Raw genomic sequence first — 17,294 nt, 5'->3', positions numbered from 1 at the left:
TGGGGCCGGACTGGCTTCATCGCGAGCAGGCTCGCTCCCACCTTGATTTACGCTGTGTTCAGGACAGTGGGAGTTGTCTGGCTCGTGGTTGGCTGGAGACCCGGACCCCTTTTAATGACTGACCAGGGCGCCAGTCGTTCACGGCGAATGGGTAATATCGGAAATTTCATCGGCGGCCAGCGCGCCAATCTCGGAGGTTTCCAGCACCACGTAGGCGCTGCCGCAGAACAGCGAGTTCAGGCGCCGCATGTCGGCGATCAGTTCCAGGTGCAGGGAGCTGGTCTCCAGGCTTTGCACGATCTTGCGCTGCAGGCGGCTGACGTGGGCATGGGCCATCCGCCGTTCCTGGGCGCGAAAACGCCGTTTCTCACGCAGCAGTTGGCGAGCGCTTTCCCGATCGGCACTGAGGAAAACCGACAGCCCCAACCGCAGGTTGGCGATCAGGTGGCTGTGCAGCCCCGCCAACTCTTCCAGCCCTACTTCGGAAAACGAGCGGCGTTGTGAGGTTTTCTGTTGCTGGACCTTGCGCAACATGCGTTCGATCAGGTCACTGGCCAGCTTGAGGTTGATGGCGAGTTCGATGATTTCCGCCCAGCGACGACTGTCCTGCTCGCTGAGGTCTTCACGGGGCATTTGCGCCATGTAGAGCTTGATGGCGCTGCACAGCGCTTCGACGTCGTCGCTCATGCTGCGCACTTGCTGGGTGATCGCCGTTTGCTCGCCCCGCAGCACGCCGAGCATGGCTTCGAGCATGTTTTCGATCAGGTCGCCGATGCGCAAGGTTTCCCGGGCGGCGTTCGCCAGTGCCAGGCTCGGGGTAGCGAGGGCGGTGGGGTCCAGGTGTCGGGACGTGGCCTTGCCATTGGTTTCCGGACGTTCCGGCAGCAACCAGGCACAAAGCCTGGCCATCGGCCCGACGCTGGGCAACAGCACCAGGCAACGCACGGTGTTGTAGAGCAGGTGGAAACCAATCACGGTTTCCTGGGGGCTGAAATCCAGGCTGTCCAACCAGCCCACCAGCGGATCGAGCACCGGAATGATCAGCAACAGGCCGATCAGCTTGTACAACAGGCTGCCCAGCGCCACCTGGCGGCCGGCGGCGTTCTGCATGCTGGTGCTGAGAAACGCCAGCACGCCGCTGCCGATGTTGGCGCCGATCACCAGGCCGATGGCCACCGGCAAACTGATCACCGCGGCGCCAGCCAGTGTCGCAGTCAGCAACACAGCCGCCAGGCTGGAATAGGAGATCATCGCGAACAGCGCACCGACCAAGGCATCGAGCAGGACGTCGCCGGTCAGCGAGGCGAAGATCACCTTCACGCCTTGGGCCTGGGTGATGGGCGCGGCGGCTTCGACGATGAGTTGCAGAGCCAGGATGATCAGGCCCAGCCCGATGCCGACCCGGCCCATTTGCCCGACGCGGGTCTGTTTGCGCGACAGGAAGAAAATCACCCCGAGAAAAATCAGCAGCGGCGACAGCCACGACAGGTCGAGGGTGAGCACCCGCGCCATCAGCGCGGTGCCGACATCGGCGCCCAGCATGGTCGCCAGGGCAGGGGTCAGCGCCATCAGGCCCTGGCCGACGAAGGAGGTGACGAGCATGGCCGTGGCGTTGCTGCTCTGGACCATGGCGGTCACCATGATGCCGGCGATAAACGCCAGCCAGCGGCGGGACATGTTCTGGCCAATGACATGGCGCAGGTTCGAGCCGTAGACCCGCAAGATGCCGGTACGGACGATATGCGTGCCCCAGATCAGCAGGGCCACGGCGGATAGTAGATTCAGCAGGGTCAGCATGAGGAGCCCCCTGTTAGCGTCCCAAAGGGACAAATTGACGGTGCCACATCGTTTTACTTCTTGTACTTAAGCTGTAGTTGCCGAATGGTTCGGACGCCAGCATTGCACAGCTAAAGAAGCGTTTGAAACAAAACTGTCATAAAAACGGATTCCTCGAAAAACACCCCGAATCCCTGTGGGAGCGAGCTTGCTCGCGAAGGCGGCATCACATCCAACATCACCGGTTCAGGCAGACCGCTTTCGCGAGCAAGCTCGCTCCCACAGGTATTGCATCCGACCGGTTTTCCATGGACATGAAAAAGGGGCTCCCAAGAGCCCCTTCGTTCATTGCCCTACACCTTTACTGACCCGGAACATCCTTGCGCAGTTTCACCGGATCCTGCTGCTTGCGCTTGCGAGCAATGGCGGTGCGCATCTTGATGTTGATCGCTTCCACCGCCAGGGAGAACGCCATGGCGAAGTAGACGTAGCCTTTTGGCACGTGCACGTCGAACGACTCGGCGATCAGTACGGTACCGACCACCAGCAGGAACGACAGCGCCAGCATTTTCAGCGACGGGTGTTTGTCGATGAATTCGCTGATCGTGCCCGAGGCCAGCATCATCACCAGCACGGCGACGATGATCGCCGCGACCATGACCGGTACATGGGAGACCATGCCGACCGCGGTAATAACCGAGTCCAGGGAGAACACGATGTCGATGATCGCGATCTGGATGATGGTGTAGAGGAAGTTGCCGCCCTTGCCCGAAGGTTCGTCGCTGCTTTCATCTTCGCCTTCCAGCGCGTGGTACATCTCCTGGGAGCTTTTCCACAGCAGGAACAGGCCACCGAAGAACAGGATCAGGTCGCGACCGGAGATGCCCTGGCCGAACACTTCGAACAAATCGGCGGTCAGGCGCATGACCCAGGTGATGGACAGCAGCAACAGGATCCGCGTGACCATGGCCAGGGCCAGGCCGAAAATCCGGGTGCGCGCCTGCATGTGTTTGGGCATGCGGCTGACCAGGATCGAGATCATGATGATGTTATCGATGCCCAGGACGATTTCCAGGGCGGTCAGGGTAAAGAAGGCAACCCAGATTTCCGGGTTGGTCAGCCATTCCATGTGAGTTCCTTTGAGCGAGTGTTAGGCCGCGCCGCGCCTCCGGTTACCCGGGGGGGCGACGCAGCGGGCATTGCTTTTATAGAGTGCTGAACAGCGGAAAAATCCCCATCAGCAAGGCGGCGAACATTATGCACAGGCAAACCAGCACTGCCCACTTCAAGGTGAAGCGTTGGTGATCGCCGAACTCGATACCGGCCAGGGCCACCAGCAGATAAGTCGACGGAACCAGCGGGCTCAGCAGGTGCACGGGCTGGCCGACGATCGAAGCACGGGCCATTTCGACCGCGGTGATGCCGTAGTGGCTGGCCGCTTCGGCCAAAACTGGTAACACCCCGTAATAAAATGCATCGTTCGACATGAAGAACGTGAACGGCATGCTCACCAGCGCGGTGATGACCGCCAGGTAAGGACCGAGGAAGTCCGGGATGACCGCCAGCAGGCTCTTGGACATGGCATCGACCATGCCGGTGCCGGACAGGATGCCCGTGAAGATCCCCGCCGCGAAAATCAGCCCGACCACCGCCAGGACGCTGCCCGCGTGAGCGGCGACGCGGTCTTTCTGTTGTTGCAGGCACGGGTAGTTGACGATCATTGCAATACTGAACGCCACCATGAACAGCACGGGCAACGGCAGCAGGCCGGCAATCAGGGTGCACATCAACACCAGGGTCAGCGCGCCGTTGAACCAGATCAGCTTCGGACGGCGGGCGTCCGGGAACTGGGAAACACTGATTTCGCTATGGTCGATTTCATCGCCAGCCAAGTGCAGCTCACCCAGGCGGGCACGTTCGCGTTTGCCGTACATGTAGGCAATCGCCAAGATCGCCACGACGCCGGCCAACATGGCGGGAATCATCGGTACGAAGATGTCGGACGGGTCCACATGCAGCGCACTGGCCGCCCGGGCGGTAGGGCCGCCCCATGGGGTCATGTTCATCACGCCACCGGCGAGGATGATCAGGCCGGCCATGATCCGTGGGCTCATGCCGATGCGGCTGTAGAGCGGCAGCATGGCGGCCACGCAGATCATATAAGTGGTCGCGCCGTCACCATCAAGGGAAACGACGAGCGCCAGGACGGCGGTACCGACCGAAACTTTCAACGGGTCGCCCTTGACCAGCTTGAGGATCTTGCGCACGGCCGGGTCGAACAGGCCGGAGTCGATCATCAGGGCGAAATAGAGAATGGCGAACATCAGCATCACCCCGGTCGGGGCGAGCTTGGTGATGCCTTCGAGCATCATCGGGCCGATCTTCGGCGCAAAACCACCGAACAGGGCAAACAGGATCGGGATGATGATCAGGGCGATCAGCGCGGACAGGCGCTTGGTCATGATCAGGAACATGAACGTGATGACCATGGCGAAGCCAAGGAAAGTCAGCATGGGGAATACTCCAGGCGTGGCGCGGCTATGAAATGCGAACCGGACAGGTCAGCGCAGGATGCAGAGCACGGGACGGACGGATGGAGTGGGTGCAGCGGGACAGGTAGCAGCGGACATCAGGATCACCATTGTTGTTGTTAAAAAGGCCACACGAGCGTTTGGAAACTCGTTGTTGGCCAACCGGTCTGTTGCCGGTAGGTGAGGCGATCCTAATCGCGCAAGCTTTCAGCAGCCTTTCGCAAGCCGAGCGTATGACCAAACGCACGAAGTTCCTTTGTGGCGAGGGGATTTATCCCCGTTGGGGCGCGAAGCGGCCCCTGAAGTTCTCATCGCGTTATTTTCAGGAAAAATGCGTTCTGCCTTTTTGGGCCTGCTGCGCAGTCCAGCGGGGATAAATCCCCTCGCCACAAAAACAGTCAGGTTTTTGCTTCGAAGGCTGAAAGTTTCAACGGCCGCACCGTGCCCATCCAGATCGCATGGTCGGTGTGGTCCGCCAGGTCATCCCCGGTGTCGGGATGCAGAAAAACCACCAGGCCCTTGCGGTTGAGGGCCAGCCACGGCAAGACCACGCCGATGTACTGCGGTTCGAATGCCAGTTGGCAACTCCAGTCCGGATGTGGGTCGACCGGCCGTTGGTGCACCCGACCCATTTCCAGCGGGAACAGTTGCGCGGCTTCCTCGCACAAGGCCCGCGCCTGGTCGAGTGTGTGGGCGTCGAAATAGACGTGGGCGTGATAGCCCTTGATCCGTTGCATCTGTCACTCCTTGCAAGACCAGCCGAACCCTCTCGGTTTACCGTGTGTCAGAGCCTTTACACGCGGGAAAAAAGGAAAACCAGCCATGAAAAACGCCGAAACCCCGGTCATCAAGGTGGTGCTCTATGGTGCCATGAGCAGCCTCGGCAGTGCGTTGATGGCTGAGCTGCTTCGACGCCAGCATGAAATCATCGCCGTCCTGGATGATCTTACGGCGTTGGCGCCGCGTCCGGGCCTGCGAGCCAAGACCGGCGACCTCTTCGACCCTGAGCGCGTGAAGCAGAGCGTCGCCGGCGCCAGCGCCGTGGTGTGCCTGTTGAATGCACCGGGGCTGCCGATGAACAGCGAACAGGTGGAGCGCACGCTCATCCCCGGCCCGGTGGAACAGGTCTTGGCGGTGGATGCGCTGATTGCCGGCATGCAGGCGGTCAATATTCCGCGTTTATTCCTGGTTGGAAATTTCTCGGTGCTGGAGGAGGACTCCTCGGAAGACGACCTGCAGCGCCACGCCGCTGAAGAAATCCTCGATGCCCTGAAAAACAGCGATTTGCAGTGGACCCTCGTCAACGCGCCCTATGCCGTGCAAGGGTTGAGCATCGAGCATTTCAGCCACGTCAGCACCAGTCTGGAACCGGGCATGGCCGAGTCGTTGGAGCGCTTGAGTCACGTGGCGGTTGGAATCGCTGACGAACTGCGCCTGAACCTGCACGTGGGCCAGCACGTGAATTTCGTGCCCGCCGTTTAGTGCCCCCCGTGGCGAGGGAGCTTGCTCCCGCTGGGCCGCATAGCGGCTCCCTTAAAACGGATCGGCCCCTGGCTCAAACCGCAATCGACGGCAGCGGCAATCCCGTCAGCGACTCCGCACTATTGGCCTGTTCCTCCATCAACCAATCCACGAACAACTTGATCAACACTCCACGCCGTTTGCGTTGGGGCAAGACCACGTAATACCCCAGCCGCGACAGCACCGTTTCGGCGATCGGACGACACAGCAGCCCTTGCGCCAATAAGTTATCCACAAGGTGCCGCCAACCGATGGCGACGCCTTGGCCGCCGATTGCCGCCTGGATGAGCAGGGTGTAGTTGTCGAACCGCAGTTGCCCTGGCGCGGGTGGCGAGGTGATGCCCAGCTCTCGGAAAACCCCACTCCAGTCGAACCAGGCACTGCTGTTGCCGCCACGCAGGTGCAGCAGCGGGAATTCCGACAGGGCTTGGGCCGGCAAGGGCAGGGGACGTTCCCCGAGCAGCAGCGGGCTGCACACCGGAAAAACTTCTTCGCTGAAAAGCCAATGACTTTCGCCTTGCTTGAAGCGACCGTCGCCGAACAACACCGCAACGTCGATATCCGTACGAAGCATGTTGTGGTTGCGCTCGCTGGTCACCAGGCTGACGTCCACCTGCGGATTGGCTGCGTGAAACCGATGCAGGCGCGGCATCAGCCAATAGGCGGCGAACGCAAAATCCGTCGCCACTTGCAGCACTTCGTGCTGGTGCTGGGCGGTGATCGCGGTAAGCCCTGCGTCGATGCTCTGCAAACCGGCCTGCACCTGTTCGAACAGGATGGCGCCGGCCTCGGTCAGTTCGATGCCGCGATAGATGCGATCAAACAGCCGCGTGTCCAGTTGTTCCTCCAACCGCTTGATCTGCTGGCTGATGGCCGGTTGCGTGGTGCCTAGCTCAATCGCGGCCGCTGTAAAGCTCTGCTGGCGAGCCGCTGATTCGAAGGCGCGGAACAGGTCCAGCGACAGGTCACCCAAGGCGTCATACATAAGCTGTGCTTATCCTAGTCATTGTCTTGCATGGGCTTTACCCCAAAAGGCACGGGCTACATGCTTAATCGCAGCACTATCGCATAACTGCCCACTATGGAATGCCGCGAATACATGAAGCGCAAGAACATTCTTTTCATCATGGCCGATCAAATGGCCGCGCCAATGTTGCCGATCTACGGTCCGTCGCCGATCAAGTTGCCGAACCTGTCACGCCTGGCCGACCAAGGCGTGGTGTTCGACGCCGCGTATTGCAACAGCCCGCTCTGCGCGCCGTCGCGCTTTACGCTGGTGAGCGGGCAGTTGCCGAGCAAGATCGGCGCCTATGACAACGCGGCGGATTTCCCGGCGGACGTTCCAACCTACGCCCATTACCTGCGTCGCCTCGGTTATCGCACGGCGCTGTCCGGCAAGATGCATTTCTGCGGGCCGGACCAGTTGCACGGTTACGAAGAACGCCTGACCAGCGACATTTATCCGGCTGACTACGGCTGGGCCGTGAATTGGGACGAGCCGGATGTGCGGCCGAGCTGGTACCACAACATGTCGTCGGTCTTGCAGGCCGGACCGTGCGTGCGCACCAACCAGTTGGACTTCGATGAAGAAGTGGTCTTCAAGGCCCAGCAATACCTGTTCGACCACATCCGCGAGGACGGCGACCAGCCGTTTTGCCTGACGGTGTCGATGACTCACCCACACGATCCGTACACGATTCCCAAGGCGTTCTGGGATTTGTACGACGACAACGATATCCCTTTGCCAGAGACCCGGGCGCAAACCGAACTCGATCCACATTCCCAGCGCTTGCTCAAAGTCTATGATCTCTGGGACAAGCCGCTGCCTGTGGATAAGATTCGCGACGCCCGCCGCGCGTACTTCGGGGCGTGCAGCTACATCGACAGCAACGTCGGCAAGCTGCTGCAAACTCTCGAGGACACCGGATTGATCGATGACACCATCATCGTGTTCTCCGGCGATCACGGAGATATGCTCGGCGAAAAGGGGCTCTGGTACAAAATGCACTGGTTCGAAATGGCCGCCCGTGTGCCGTTGTTGATCAGCGCCCCAGGGCAGTTCGCCAGCGGCCGGGTTGGCGCGGCGGTGTCCACCGCCGACTTGCTGCCGACCCTGGTGGAACTGGCCGGCGGTACGCTTGAACCAGGTTTGCCGCTGGACGGTCGTTCGCTGGTGCCGCATCTGCAAGGGCAGGGCGGCCATGATGAGGTCTTCGGCGAATACATGGCCGAAGGCACGATCAGTCCGCTGATGATGATCCGTCGCGGTCCGTGGAAATTTATCTACAGCGAGGATGATCCTTGTCTGTTGTTCGATGTACGCAACGATCCCAAGGAAATGGAAAACCTCAGCCAGTCGCCCGGACATCAATCCCTGATGGCCGACTTTCTCGCCGAAGCGCGGGCGAAATGGGACATTCCAACGATCCATCAACAAGTGCTCGCCAGCCAGCGCCGTCGCCGTTTCGTTGCCCATGCGCTGACCTTGGGCAAGCTCAAGAGCTGGGATCACCAGCCGTTCGTAGACGCCAGCCAGCAATACATGCGCAACCACATCGACCTGGACGATCTGGAGCGCAAGGCCCGTTATCCACAACCCTGCCAATAAACCAATAACGTAAGGGGAAGCACATGCAAAAGTTATCCACAGTACTGGCCGCCGGGCTGTTGGCGTTGAGCAGTGTTTCGGCGTGGGCCGAGCAAAGCTGCGATACGGTCAAGATGGCTGACCCGGGCTGGAGCGACATCGCCGCGACCAACGCCATCACCGGTTTCCTGCTGGAAGGCATGGGTTACAAGCCCAAGGTCGATACGCTTGCAGTGCCGATCACGTTTGGCGGCCTGAAAGACGGCCAGGTCGATGTGTTCCTGGGTAACTGGATGCCGGCGCAGCAGGGCTTCTATGACAAATTCGTGGCCAACGGCGATGTCACGCAACTGGCCAAGAACCTTGATGGCACCGAATTCACCCTGGCGGTCCCGGATTATGTCTGGGATGCGGGTGTGCATAACTTTGCCGACCTGAACAAATTCGCCGACAAGTTCGATAAGAAGATCTACGGCATCGGCTCCGGCGCCCCGGCCAACCTCTCCCTGAAGGAAATCATCAAGACCAACGATTTCGGTATGGGTGACTGGAAGCTGGTGGAATCCAGCGAGCAGGCGATGTTGGCGGAAGTCTCCCGCGCAGTGAAAAAACAGAAGTTCGTGACCTTCCTCGGCTGGACCCCGCACCCGATGAACGTGCAGCTGAAGATGCATTACCTCAAGGGCGGCGAGAAGTATTTCGGCGACACCGGCAGCGTATACACGCTAACGCGCAAAGGTTATGCACAGGCCTGCCCGAACGTTGGCAAGCTGCTGACCAACCTGAGTTTCACCCAGGAAATGGAAAACAGCATCATGGCTGAGGTAGTGAACAAGAAAGTCAGCAATGCCGAAGCGGCCAAGGCCTGGATCAAGGCCAACCCGGCGGTGCTGGATAAATGGCTGGACGGCGTGAAGACCGTGGATGGCAAGGATGCGTTGGCTGCGGTGAAGGCCAAGCTCTAGGCATAATGGTGTGGCGAGCGGCTCTTGTGGCGAGGGGATTTATCCCCGTTGGGTTGCGAAGCGACCCCACTGTTTAGCCTCGGTGTGTCAGGACAACGGTGTTTAACTGTCCGGGGTCGCTTCGCAACCCAGCGGGGATAAATCCCCTCGCCACAGGAGAAAGGGAGCCTTGTCCTGATACCCTCGTTCGCAAACTCCATCCTTGAGGCCCCATGGCAATCCCCACGCGCCATTCACTCTTTCCCTTCTTGAGCTGGCTCCCACGGCAGACACGCGCCAGTGTCGGTCGCGACCTGGTGGTCGGCCTCAGCGGCGCGATCCTGGCGCTGCCGCAGTCCATCGCCTACGCCCTGATTGCCGGATTGCCGCCCGAATACGGGCTGTACGCGGCGATCGTGCCAGTGCTGATCGCCTGCCTGTGGGGATCGTCGTGGCATTTGATCTGCGGTCCTACGGCGGCCATCTCCATCGTCCTATACGCTACGGTCAGTCCCCTGGCCGTGCCTGCTTCCCAGGACTACATCACGCTGATCCTGTTGCTGACGGTACTGGCGGGTATTTTCCAGTGGCTGCTCGGGTTGCTGCGGTTCGGGGCGCTGGTCAATTTCGTCTCGCATTCGGTGGTGCTGGGTTTCACCCTGGGCGCGGCGGTTGTCATCGCCTTGGGTCAACTGCCGAATCTGCTAGGCCTGGACCTGCCGAACGAAGCCACGGCGTTGAAAAGCCTGCTCATGTTGGTCAGCCACATCGGGGCTGTGGATAAACCTTCGCTGGTGCTGGGTTTAGGGACGCTGGTCCTGGGCATCGTCCTCAAACGCTTGCTACCGCGCTGGCCGAGCCTGTTGATAACGTTGGTCATCAGCAGCCTGGTGGTCTGGGCCTGGCCGGCGATGTTCGGGCATGTGGCGTTGGTCAGCGCCTTTACCGGGCGCCTGCCACCGTTCACGCCGTTGCCACTGGACCTGGAGCTGATCTTGCGTCTGCTGCCCGGTGCCGTGGCGGTGGGCATGCTCGGGCTGGTAACCAGCCTGTCCATCGCTCGCTCGTTGTCGGTCCGCTCGGGGCAATTGCTCGATGCGAATCAGGAAGTCAGGGCGCAAGGCCTTTCCAATATCGTTGGAGGATTTTTCGCCGGGTCATTATCAGCCGGTTCCTTCACCCGTTCCGGTCTCAGTTATGAGGCTGGCGCCTGCTCGCCCCTGGCCGGGGTGTTCTCGGCGCTGTGGGTGGCACTGTTTGCCGTGGCCGGCGCGAAACTTATCGCGCACATTCCGATTCCCGCCATGGCCGGTAGCATCTTGCTGATTGCCTGGGGCCTGGTGGACCACCGGGGCATCCGTGCGCTACACCGGGTAAGCCGCTCCGAATTCCTGGTCATGGGCCTGACCTGCCTGGCCACGCTGCTGCTGGAACTGCAAACCGCCATCTATGCCGGCGTACTCGCTTCGCTGTTTTTCTACCTCAAGCGCACCTCGCAGCCGCGCGTGCACCATAGTCGCGAAGGCGAGGCGGACGTCCTGCGGGTGGGTGGCTCGATCTTTTTCGGCGCCAGTCATTATTTGCAGGTGCGTTTGCAGCGTATGCAGGCGCAGCGGGTGGTGATCGATGCCCAGCAGATCAACTTCATCGATTATTCCGGCGTGGAAATGCTCCACCAGGAAGCCCGGCGGTTGCGCAGCCAGGGCCGCAGCCTGACCTTGCGTGGGGCGAGGCCGCAGGTGGTGGAGGAGTTGTTGAAGTTGGAAGGACCGGAGAAGTGTCCGATCCACTTCGAGGGTTGAAGAGTGGAGGAGCTTATGGCGCATAGGTCTGAGGTTTACACACCTGTGGCGAGGGGATTTATCCCCGCTGGGGCGCGAAGCGGCCCCGCTTTCTGGGGACTGCTTCGCAGTCCAGCGGGGATAAATCCCCTCGCCACAACAGCCTAAAGCCTACTGTGCCAACTGACGGCGCAATTCGGCCAGGACCGGCGCAGTGTCCGGGCGTACGCCGCGCCAGAGGAAGAACGCTTCGCCGGCTTGTTCGGCGAGCATGCCCAGGCCATCCATCGCCACCGCCGCGCCGTGTTCACGGGCCCAGCGGCAGAACGACGTCGGCTCCTTGCCGTACATCATGTCGTAGCAAAAGGTCTTGCCCGGCTCGATCAGACTTCCGGCAATCGGCGGTACATCGCCTGACAGGCTGGCGGACGTGGCGTTGATGATCATGTCCACCGGCTCCTTCAGCCAATCGAAACCACTGGCCGAGACCGGGCCCAGGTCGGCGAACAACTCCGCCAGCAATTCGGCTTTTTCCACCGTTCGATTGGCGATGATCACCGACGCCGGCGCTTCGGCCAGCAGCGGTTCCAAGGCACCGCGCACTGCGCCGCCAGCCCCCAGTAACAGGATGCGCTTGCCCTTGAGGCTGAAGCCGGCGTTGACCGTCAGGTCCCGCACCAGTCCGGCGCCATCGGTGTTGTCGCCCAGGAGGCAGCCGTCGGCCAGCTTGCTCAAGGTGTTGACCGCCCCGGCGCGTTGCGCCCGCTCGGTCAGTTGGTCAGCCAGGCGAAAAGCGTCTTCCTTGAACGGCACGGTGACATTCGCCCCACGTCCTTCGCGGAAAAATTCCCGGGCGCAACCGGCGAAATCCTCCAGGGGCGCGAGCAAGGTGTTGTAGGCCAACGCCTGGCCGGTCTGTTCGGCAAACAGGCGATGGATCAACGGCGACTTGCTGTGGCCGATCGGGTTGCCCATTACAACGTAGCGGTCCATGGTTTTTCCCCGTTCAGGCCGTTGCCAGCCAATCGCGATCCTGCAGGAAATAGTCGGTCAACCGCGCTTCGTCGCTGCCCGGCTCGGCTTTCCAGTCATAGCTCCAGCGCACTTGGGGCGGCAAAGACATCAGGATCGATTCGGTACGCCCGCCCGATTGCAGGCCGAACAGCGTGCCACGGTCATAGACCAGGTTGAACTCCACGTAGCGGCCACGGCGGAACTCCTGGAATTCCCGTTGCTTGGGCGTGAACTCGTGGTTCTTGCGGCGCTGCACGATCGGCAGGTAGGCATCGATGTAGGCATCGCCGATGGCGCGCATGAAAGCGAAGCTGGTATCGAAATCCCATTCGTTCAGGTCATCGAAAAACAGACCGCCGATGCCCCGGGGCTCGTTGCGATGCTTGATGTGGAAATAGCTGTCGCACCAGGCTTTGTAGCGCGAATAGACCTCCGGACCGAATGGCTCGCAGGCTTGCTGGGCGATGCGGTGCCAATGCACGCAATCTTCTTCCACGCCGTAATAAGGCGTCAGGTCGAAGCCGCCGCCAAACCACCAGACCGGCTCTTCGCCTTCTTTTTCGGCGATGAAAAAGCGCACGTTGGCGTGGGATGTCGGCACGTGGGGGTTGTGCGGGTGGATCACCAGCGACACGCCCAGGGCTTCAAAGCCGCGTCCGGCCAATTCCGGCCGATGGGCGCTGGCCGAGGGTGGGAGACCGCTGCCGAAGACGTGGGAAAAGTTGACACCGCCCTTTTCGATCACCGTGCCGTTTTCGATCACTCGCGTGCGACCGCCACCGCCGGCGGGCCGGGTCCAGGCGTCCTCGACGAAGCGAGTGCCGCCGTCCTCGGCTTCCAGGGCTGCGCAAATGCGGTCTTGCAGGTCCAGCAGATAGGCTTTCACGGCCTCGGTGCGAGTAGTCATGACATCACCTTGATCAGGGCTACGCTGCGCGGCGTACACAGGCCGCCGGCAAAATGGGCGCACAGGATACCACCGCATCCGCCCTCACCACAGTTGACGAAGATCAAGCTTAGGAGTCCGATAGCAGGCTTGGTAAAAGTCCCACGATAAGGAGAAAGTGAAGATGGCCAAACGCATCCAGTTCAGCGCCCATGGCGGACCCGAAGTGCTCGAGTACGTGGAATACCAGCCGGCCGAGCCCGGTCCGCAACAGGTCCGCGTCAGCAACAAGGCGATCGGCCTGAACTTCATCGACACCTATTACCGCAGTGGTCTTTATCCGCCACCGGCGTTGCCTTCGAGCCTGGGCGCCGAGGGCGCGGGCGTGGTCGAGGCGGTCGGCTCCGACGTTACGCGGTTCAAGGTCGGCGACCGGGTGGCGTACGGCAGTGGCCCGCTGGGGGCCTACAGCGATGTGCATGTGTTGCCCGAAGCCAACCTGGTTCACTTGCCTGAAGCCATCAGTTTCGAACAGGCCGCCGGCGTGATGCTCAAGGGCCTGACCGTGCAATACCTGCTGCGCCAGACCTACGAGCTCAAGGGCGGCGAAACCATCCTGTTCCACGCCGCCGCCGGTGGTGTTGGTTCCCTGGCGTGCCAATGGGCCAAGGCCTTGGGCGTGAAGGTGATCGGCACCGTCAGCTCGGCGGAAAAAGCCGCCATCGCCAAATCCCACGGCGCCTGGGAAGTCATCGACTACAGCAAGGAAAACGTCCCGCAGCGCGTGCTGGAATTGACCGGCGGCAAAAAAGTCCCGGTGGTGTATGACGGCGTTGGCAAGGACACCTGGCTGACCTCCCTGGATTGCACGGCGCCGCGAGGCCTGGTGGTGAGCTTTGGCAACGCCTCCGGCGCGGTGGATGGCGTGAACCTGGGGATTCTTTCGGCCAAGGGCTCGCTGTACGTCACCCGCCCAACCCTGGCGACCTACGCCAACAACGCCGAAAACCTGCAGCGCATGGCTGATGAGCTGTTCGGGATGATCGCCAGCGGCAAGCTCACGGTGGACATCAACCAGCGATTCCCGCTGGCTGAGGCGGCCAAGGCGCATACCGAGTTGTCGGCGCGGCGGACGACGGGGTCGACGGTTCTGCTGCCTTGAGTTGAACTGAAGATCTTTGCAAAAACCAATGTGGGAGCGAGCCTGCTCGCGATAGCGGTGTATCAGCCAACATCAATGCCAGCTGACCTGACGCTATCGCGAGCAAGCTCGCTCCCACAGGGGGTGGTGTGCTTACAAGAAGTCAGTCCGGCCGGACTACCTTGCCAGTCGCCAGGTCACGAATCACGCTCGGGTTCTTGCGCCCACCCAGGTTGCCGCCCAGCACCAGGTCGATCTGCCCGCGGAAATACTGCTCGACGCGGATCCGCGTGCGCGCTGCCGGCCGGCCTTGGGGGTTGGCCGAGGTGGAAACCAGCGGTCCGACCAGCGAGCACAGGTCGCGCACGATCGGGTGATCGCTGACCCGCAGCGCGACGGTGTCGTGCACGCCGGTGATCCATTCCGGTAACAGGTCCTGGTGCGGTACCAGCCAGGTGTTGGGCCCTGGCCAGGTGCTGGCCATGCGGTCCATCCAGGTTTCGGGGAAATCCTCGAACAGGAAGTCGAACTGGCGGATGTTGTCAGCCACCAGGATCAATCCCTTGTCAGGCAGTCGGGACTTGATCGCCAGCAGGCGCTCCACCGCTTCTTCGTTCCATGGGTCGCAACCCAGGCCCCAGACCGCTTCGGTTGGGTAGGCAATGACCGCCCCGGCGCGAATTTCTCGCGCGGCTTGTTGCACACGCCAACTGTTGACCATGAAAAGATTCTCCGCAACGCAATAAGGCTGTGCGCAGTTTACCGATCTTCCCCATAAAACCTAGCGAGCAAACCAGCGTCCGTGCTCGCACGCCGCCCGTCCGTCCATTTCCAGCTCGGTCAACGCCGCCAGGACCTTGGACAAGCCCCAGCCGCTGGCATCGGCCAACGCTTCACTGGTCTGCGGCGCGGCATGGAGCAGGCGCAGCAGCGGATGCGTCACCGGCACCGGTTCCGAGGCAAGGGGCAATCGCTGCCAACCGCGCAACGCTTCGAGGATGTGTTCGACCGTTTCCACCAGCGCCGCGCCGTCGCGGATCAACTGATGGCAACCCCGGGCACCGGGATGATGGATCGACCCCGGAATGGCGTAGACCTCGCGGCCCTGTTCCGCCGCCAGCCGCGCGGTGATCAGCGAACCACTGGCGACACTGGCCTCGACCACCAGCACGCCGAGGGACAAGCCACTGATGATTCGGTTGCGGCGCGGAAAGTTGCTGGCGTGGGGCGCTGCGTCCAGCGGAAACTCCGAGACCACCGCGCTGCCCTGGGCAATCATCGCCTCCGCCAACCGGCGATTGCGCTGTGGATAAAAATTTTCCAGGCCCGTGCCCAGCACCCCGACGGTTTGCCCACCGACATCCAGCGCGGCCTGATGCGCGGCGGCGTCGATGCCCAACGCCAGGCCACTGGTGATAACAAAACCGGCCCCGGCCAGGCTCCGGGAAAACGCCGCCGCCGTGTCCATTCCGGGACGCGATGCCCGACGACTGCCGACCATCGCCAACTGCGGTTTTTCCAGAATCGAAGGGTCGCCAGCGACAAACAGCAGCGGCGGCGGATCACTGATCTGTGCCAGCAGCGCAGGGTACTCAGGCTGGTCCCACATCAATAAATGCTGGGCCGGGCCGTCTAGCCAAGCCAATGCGTGGGCGGCGCCGTCGCGTATTTCCGGCACGCGACGGGCCTCGGCGCACGTGGCCGGCAACCCCAGCGCCCGCCATGCGCTGGCCGGCGCGCTGATGGCTTTGGAGGCCGAGCCAAAGGCCTCCATCAGGGTCATGAAACGTTTAGGTCCCAAGTCCGGCAAGCGATGCAAGCGCAGACGGGCCTCCAGCTCCGCAGGCGGAACCGACGCAGATTCAGGCAATGGCATGTGATCAATCCTTGATCGTTATAGCCCCGTTAGGACGGGAACAAGCTGTGGATAACTCTGTTGGTAACTTGTGAGACCCGTTACGGATTGCGCACCTTGTCGAGCACCGCGAGCGAACGCGAGGCGTACAGCACCAAGCCGTAACTGAGTTTGTCGTAGGTGCGGAACACCATCAGCAGGCCAGCGCGTTCGTCCGGGATCTTGACCGGTGCGCCAGTGATCCGGTCGCGCACCGTTTCGCCGGTCTTCATCACGGCCAGGACGTTGCCTTCCACCAACCCGTCGCGCCGCCCCTTGTTCAGGGTGACCACGTCCAACGCGCCGATCTGCGTTACGCCACGGGGAACATCGAGGATCAGCCCCTGGATGTCCGACTTTGGCGCGCTGGGCATAAACGTCGAATTGATCGAGCGTTCCTCGCCGCTGAACAGGCGATCGCCGAGGCGCACCTCTTGCGTGGTGCGTTGCAGGGCCAGGGTGGTCACGTCGCCTTCGGTAGCAACGATTTCGCCGCTGCCGATGTCATCGGCGTTGATACCGAGGAATTCCTTGGTCTGCGGGTCGGTGTAGACCTTGCCCTGGCGGAAGATGCCGTAGGCCGACTGGCTCGCATCGAAGGCGCCACGAGCGAAAATCCGATCGCCGGTGCCGCTGAGCACGCGCTCGGCGTCGCCAGCCACGATATAGGGCGCCTTGTTGAAATCTTCCGCCGTGTCGACGATGCGGTTGCTCAGCAGGAAGCTGTTGATGGCTTGCAGCGGAATGCTCGGAATGGCATCGGCCACGGGCGAGCTGCGAATGCGCGGCGACAGCTTGATGGTGCCGCGGGAGGCGCCGCGATCAAGGGTCAGCCGTGGCTGGCCGTTGACGTAGACCAGTGACAGGGTGTCGCCGGGGTAGATCAGGTTCGGGTTTTCCACTTGCGGATTGGCCTGCCAGAGTTCGGGCCATTTCCACGGCTCGCGCAGGTATTTGCCGGAAATGTCCCACAGCGTGTCCCCCTGGACCACGGTGTATTGCTGTGGAAAACCTTCCCGAAGTTGCACTTGCCCGTGCGCGATACCGGCCGAGGCCAAGAGCAGCAGGGCGAGTAGTGATTTCCTCATGCGGTGAATCCCTTTATTATGTGCGTTCGCGTAAAACGCCAGAGCCCCCGTGGCTCGCTACCTTGCGGAGCTGTTCTGCAAAAGAGCAACGTTTTACAACGGTAGCCTGCATCCCAAGACACGCCAGGCCA

At 61.5% G+C, this 17,294-nt stretch carries 15 protein-coding genes; 5 read left to right on the top strand and 10 right to left on the bottom strand.

The genetic code is table 11. From position 1 onward, the window contains the following. Window positions 1-138: 138 nt before the first annotated feature. The 4 genes from AB4N42_RS02825 to AB4N42_RS02810 all read right to left on the bottom strand — a co-directional run bounded on the left by AB4N42_RS02825 (window position 139) and on the right by AB4N42_RS02810 (window position 5,044). Window positions 139-1,797, bottom strand: coding sequence for a Na/Pi cotransporter family protein (locus AB4N42_RS02825; protein ID WP_030138975.1), 1,659 nt, complete (start codon window positions 1,795-1,797; stop codon window positions 139-141). Between the two features lie 340 nt (window positions 1,798-2,137). Then, window positions 2,138-2,905: a TerC family protein gene (locus AB4N42_RS02820; protein WP_003177162.1), complete on the bottom strand. Its 768-nt coding sequence runs from the start codon at window positions 2,903-2,905 to the stop codon at window positions 2,138-2,140. Between the two features lie 76 nt (window positions 2,906-2,981). Then, the gene (locus tag AB4N42_RS02815) at window positions 2,982-4,289 is read right to left on the bottom strand and encodes a CitMHS family transporter (protein ID WP_030138973.1); all 1,308 of its coding nucleotides are present in this window, start codon (window positions 4,287-4,289) and stop codon (window positions 2,982-2,984) included. Window positions 4,290-4,705: 416 nt separating this feature from the next. After that, on the bottom strand, window positions 4,706-5,044 hold the full coding sequence (locus AB4N42_RS02810) for a DOPA 4,5-dioxygenase family protein (protein ID WP_460115849.1): 339 nt from the start codon (window positions 5,042-5,044) through the stop codon (window positions 4,706-4,708). Between the two features lie 85 nt (window positions 5,045-5,129). Between AB4N42_RS02810 and AB4N42_RS02805 the strand changes: the two genes are divergently transcribed. After that, window positions 5,130-5,789: an NAD(P)-dependent oxidoreductase gene (locus tag AB4N42_RS02805; RefSeq protein ID WP_460115848.1), complete on the top strand. Its 660-nt coding sequence runs from the start codon at window positions 5,130-5,132 to the stop codon at window positions 5,787-5,789. Window positions 5,790-5,862: 73 nt separating this feature from the next. Here AB4N42_RS02805 and AB4N42_RS02800 read toward each other — a convergent pair whose 3' ends face one another. Next, entirely contained in the window at window positions 5,863-6,813 is a 951-nt protein-coding gene (locus AB4N42_RS02800) for a choline sulfate utilization transcriptional regulator (RefSeq protein WP_407684089.1), read from the bottom strand. A 114-nt stretch (window positions 6,814-6,927) separates the two neighbouring features. Between AB4N42_RS02800 and betC the strand changes: the two genes are divergently transcribed. The 3 genes from betC to AB4N42_RS02785 all read left to right on the top strand — a co-directional run bounded on the left by betC (window position 6,928) and on the right by AB4N42_RS02785 (window position 11,161). After that, the gene (betC, locus tag AB4N42_RS02795; RefSeq protein WP_323155430.1) at window positions 6,928-8,436 is read left to right on the top strand and encodes a choline-sulfatase; all 1,509 of its coding nucleotides are present in this window, start codon (window positions 6,928-6,930) and stop codon (window positions 8,434-8,436) included. A gap of 23 nt (window positions 8,437-8,459) precedes the next feature. After that, window positions 8,460-9,380 (top strand): choline ABC transporter substrate-binding protein, encoded by a 921-nt coding sequence (locus AB4N42_RS02790; protein WP_198796113.1) that lies wholly within the window; start codon window positions 8,460-8,462, stop codon window positions 9,378-9,380. A 212-nt stretch (window positions 9,381-9,592) separates the two neighbouring features. Continuing rightward, the gene (locus AB4N42_RS02785) at window positions 9,593-11,161 is read left to right on the top strand and encodes a SulP family inorganic anion transporter (RefSeq protein WP_030138967.1); all 1,569 of its coding nucleotides are present in this window, start codon (window positions 9,593-9,595) and stop codon (window positions 11,159-11,161) included. A 150-nt stretch (window positions 11,162-11,311) separates the two neighbouring features. Here the strand turns inward: AB4N42_RS02785 and aroE are convergent, their stop codons facing one another. Next, complete coding sequence (aroE, locus tag AB4N42_RS02780) at window positions 11,312-12,133, bottom strand: shikimate dehydrogenase (protein WP_460115847.1); 822 nt, start codon at window positions 12,131-12,133, stop codon at window positions 11,312-11,314. A gap of 13 nt (window positions 12,134-12,146) precedes the next feature. Further along, window positions 12,147-13,061 carry an oxygen-dependent coproporphyrinogen oxidase gene (gene hemF, locus AB4N42_RS02775; RefSeq protein WP_030138965.1) on the bottom strand — a complete coding sequence of 305 codons (915 nt, stop codon included), beginning with the start codon at window positions 13,059-13,061 and terminating at the stop codon, window positions 12,147-12,149. A gap of 163 nt (window positions 13,062-13,224) precedes the next feature. Here hemF and AB4N42_RS02770 point away from each other — a divergent pair, with 163 nt between their 5' ends. Next, complete coding sequence (locus tag AB4N42_RS02770) at window positions 13,225-14,202, top strand: NADPH:quinone reductase (protein ID WP_460115846.1); 978 nt, start codon at window positions 13,225-13,227, stop codon at window positions 14,200-14,202. 142 nt (window positions 14,203-14,344) lie between these two features. Here AB4N42_RS02770 and AB4N42_RS02765 read toward each other — a convergent pair whose 3' ends face one another. The 3 genes from AB4N42_RS02765 to AB4N42_RS02755 form a co-directional block, all read right to left on the bottom strand. Beyond that, window positions 14,345-14,902: an L-threonylcarbamoyladenylate synthase type 1 TsaC gene (locus tag AB4N42_RS02765; protein ID WP_198796108.1), complete on the bottom strand. Its 558-nt coding sequence runs from the start codon at window positions 14,900-14,902 to the stop codon at window positions 14,345-14,347. A 60-nt stretch (window positions 14,903-14,962) separates the two neighbouring features. Beyond that, the gene (gene dprA, locus AB4N42_RS02760) at window positions 14,963-16,057 is read right to left on the bottom strand and encodes a DNA-processing protein DprA (protein WP_431146761.1); all 1,095 of its coding nucleotides are present in this window, start codon (window positions 16,055-16,057) and stop codon (window positions 14,963-14,965) included. Window positions 16,058-16,137: 80 nt separating this feature from the next. Further along, a complete protein-coding gene (locus tag AB4N42_RS02755; protein WP_460115845.1) occupies window positions 16,138-17,163 on the bottom strand; it encodes a LysM peptidoglycan-binding domain-containing protein in 1,026 nt (341 codons plus the stop codon). Window positions 17,164-17,294 lie beyond the last annotated feature (131 nt).

It is taken from the genome of Pseudomonas sp. H2_D02 (assembly GCF_054677635.1).
Note: the sequence above shows the minus strand (reverse complement) of the source record. Positions and strands in the feature narration are given on the sequence as shown.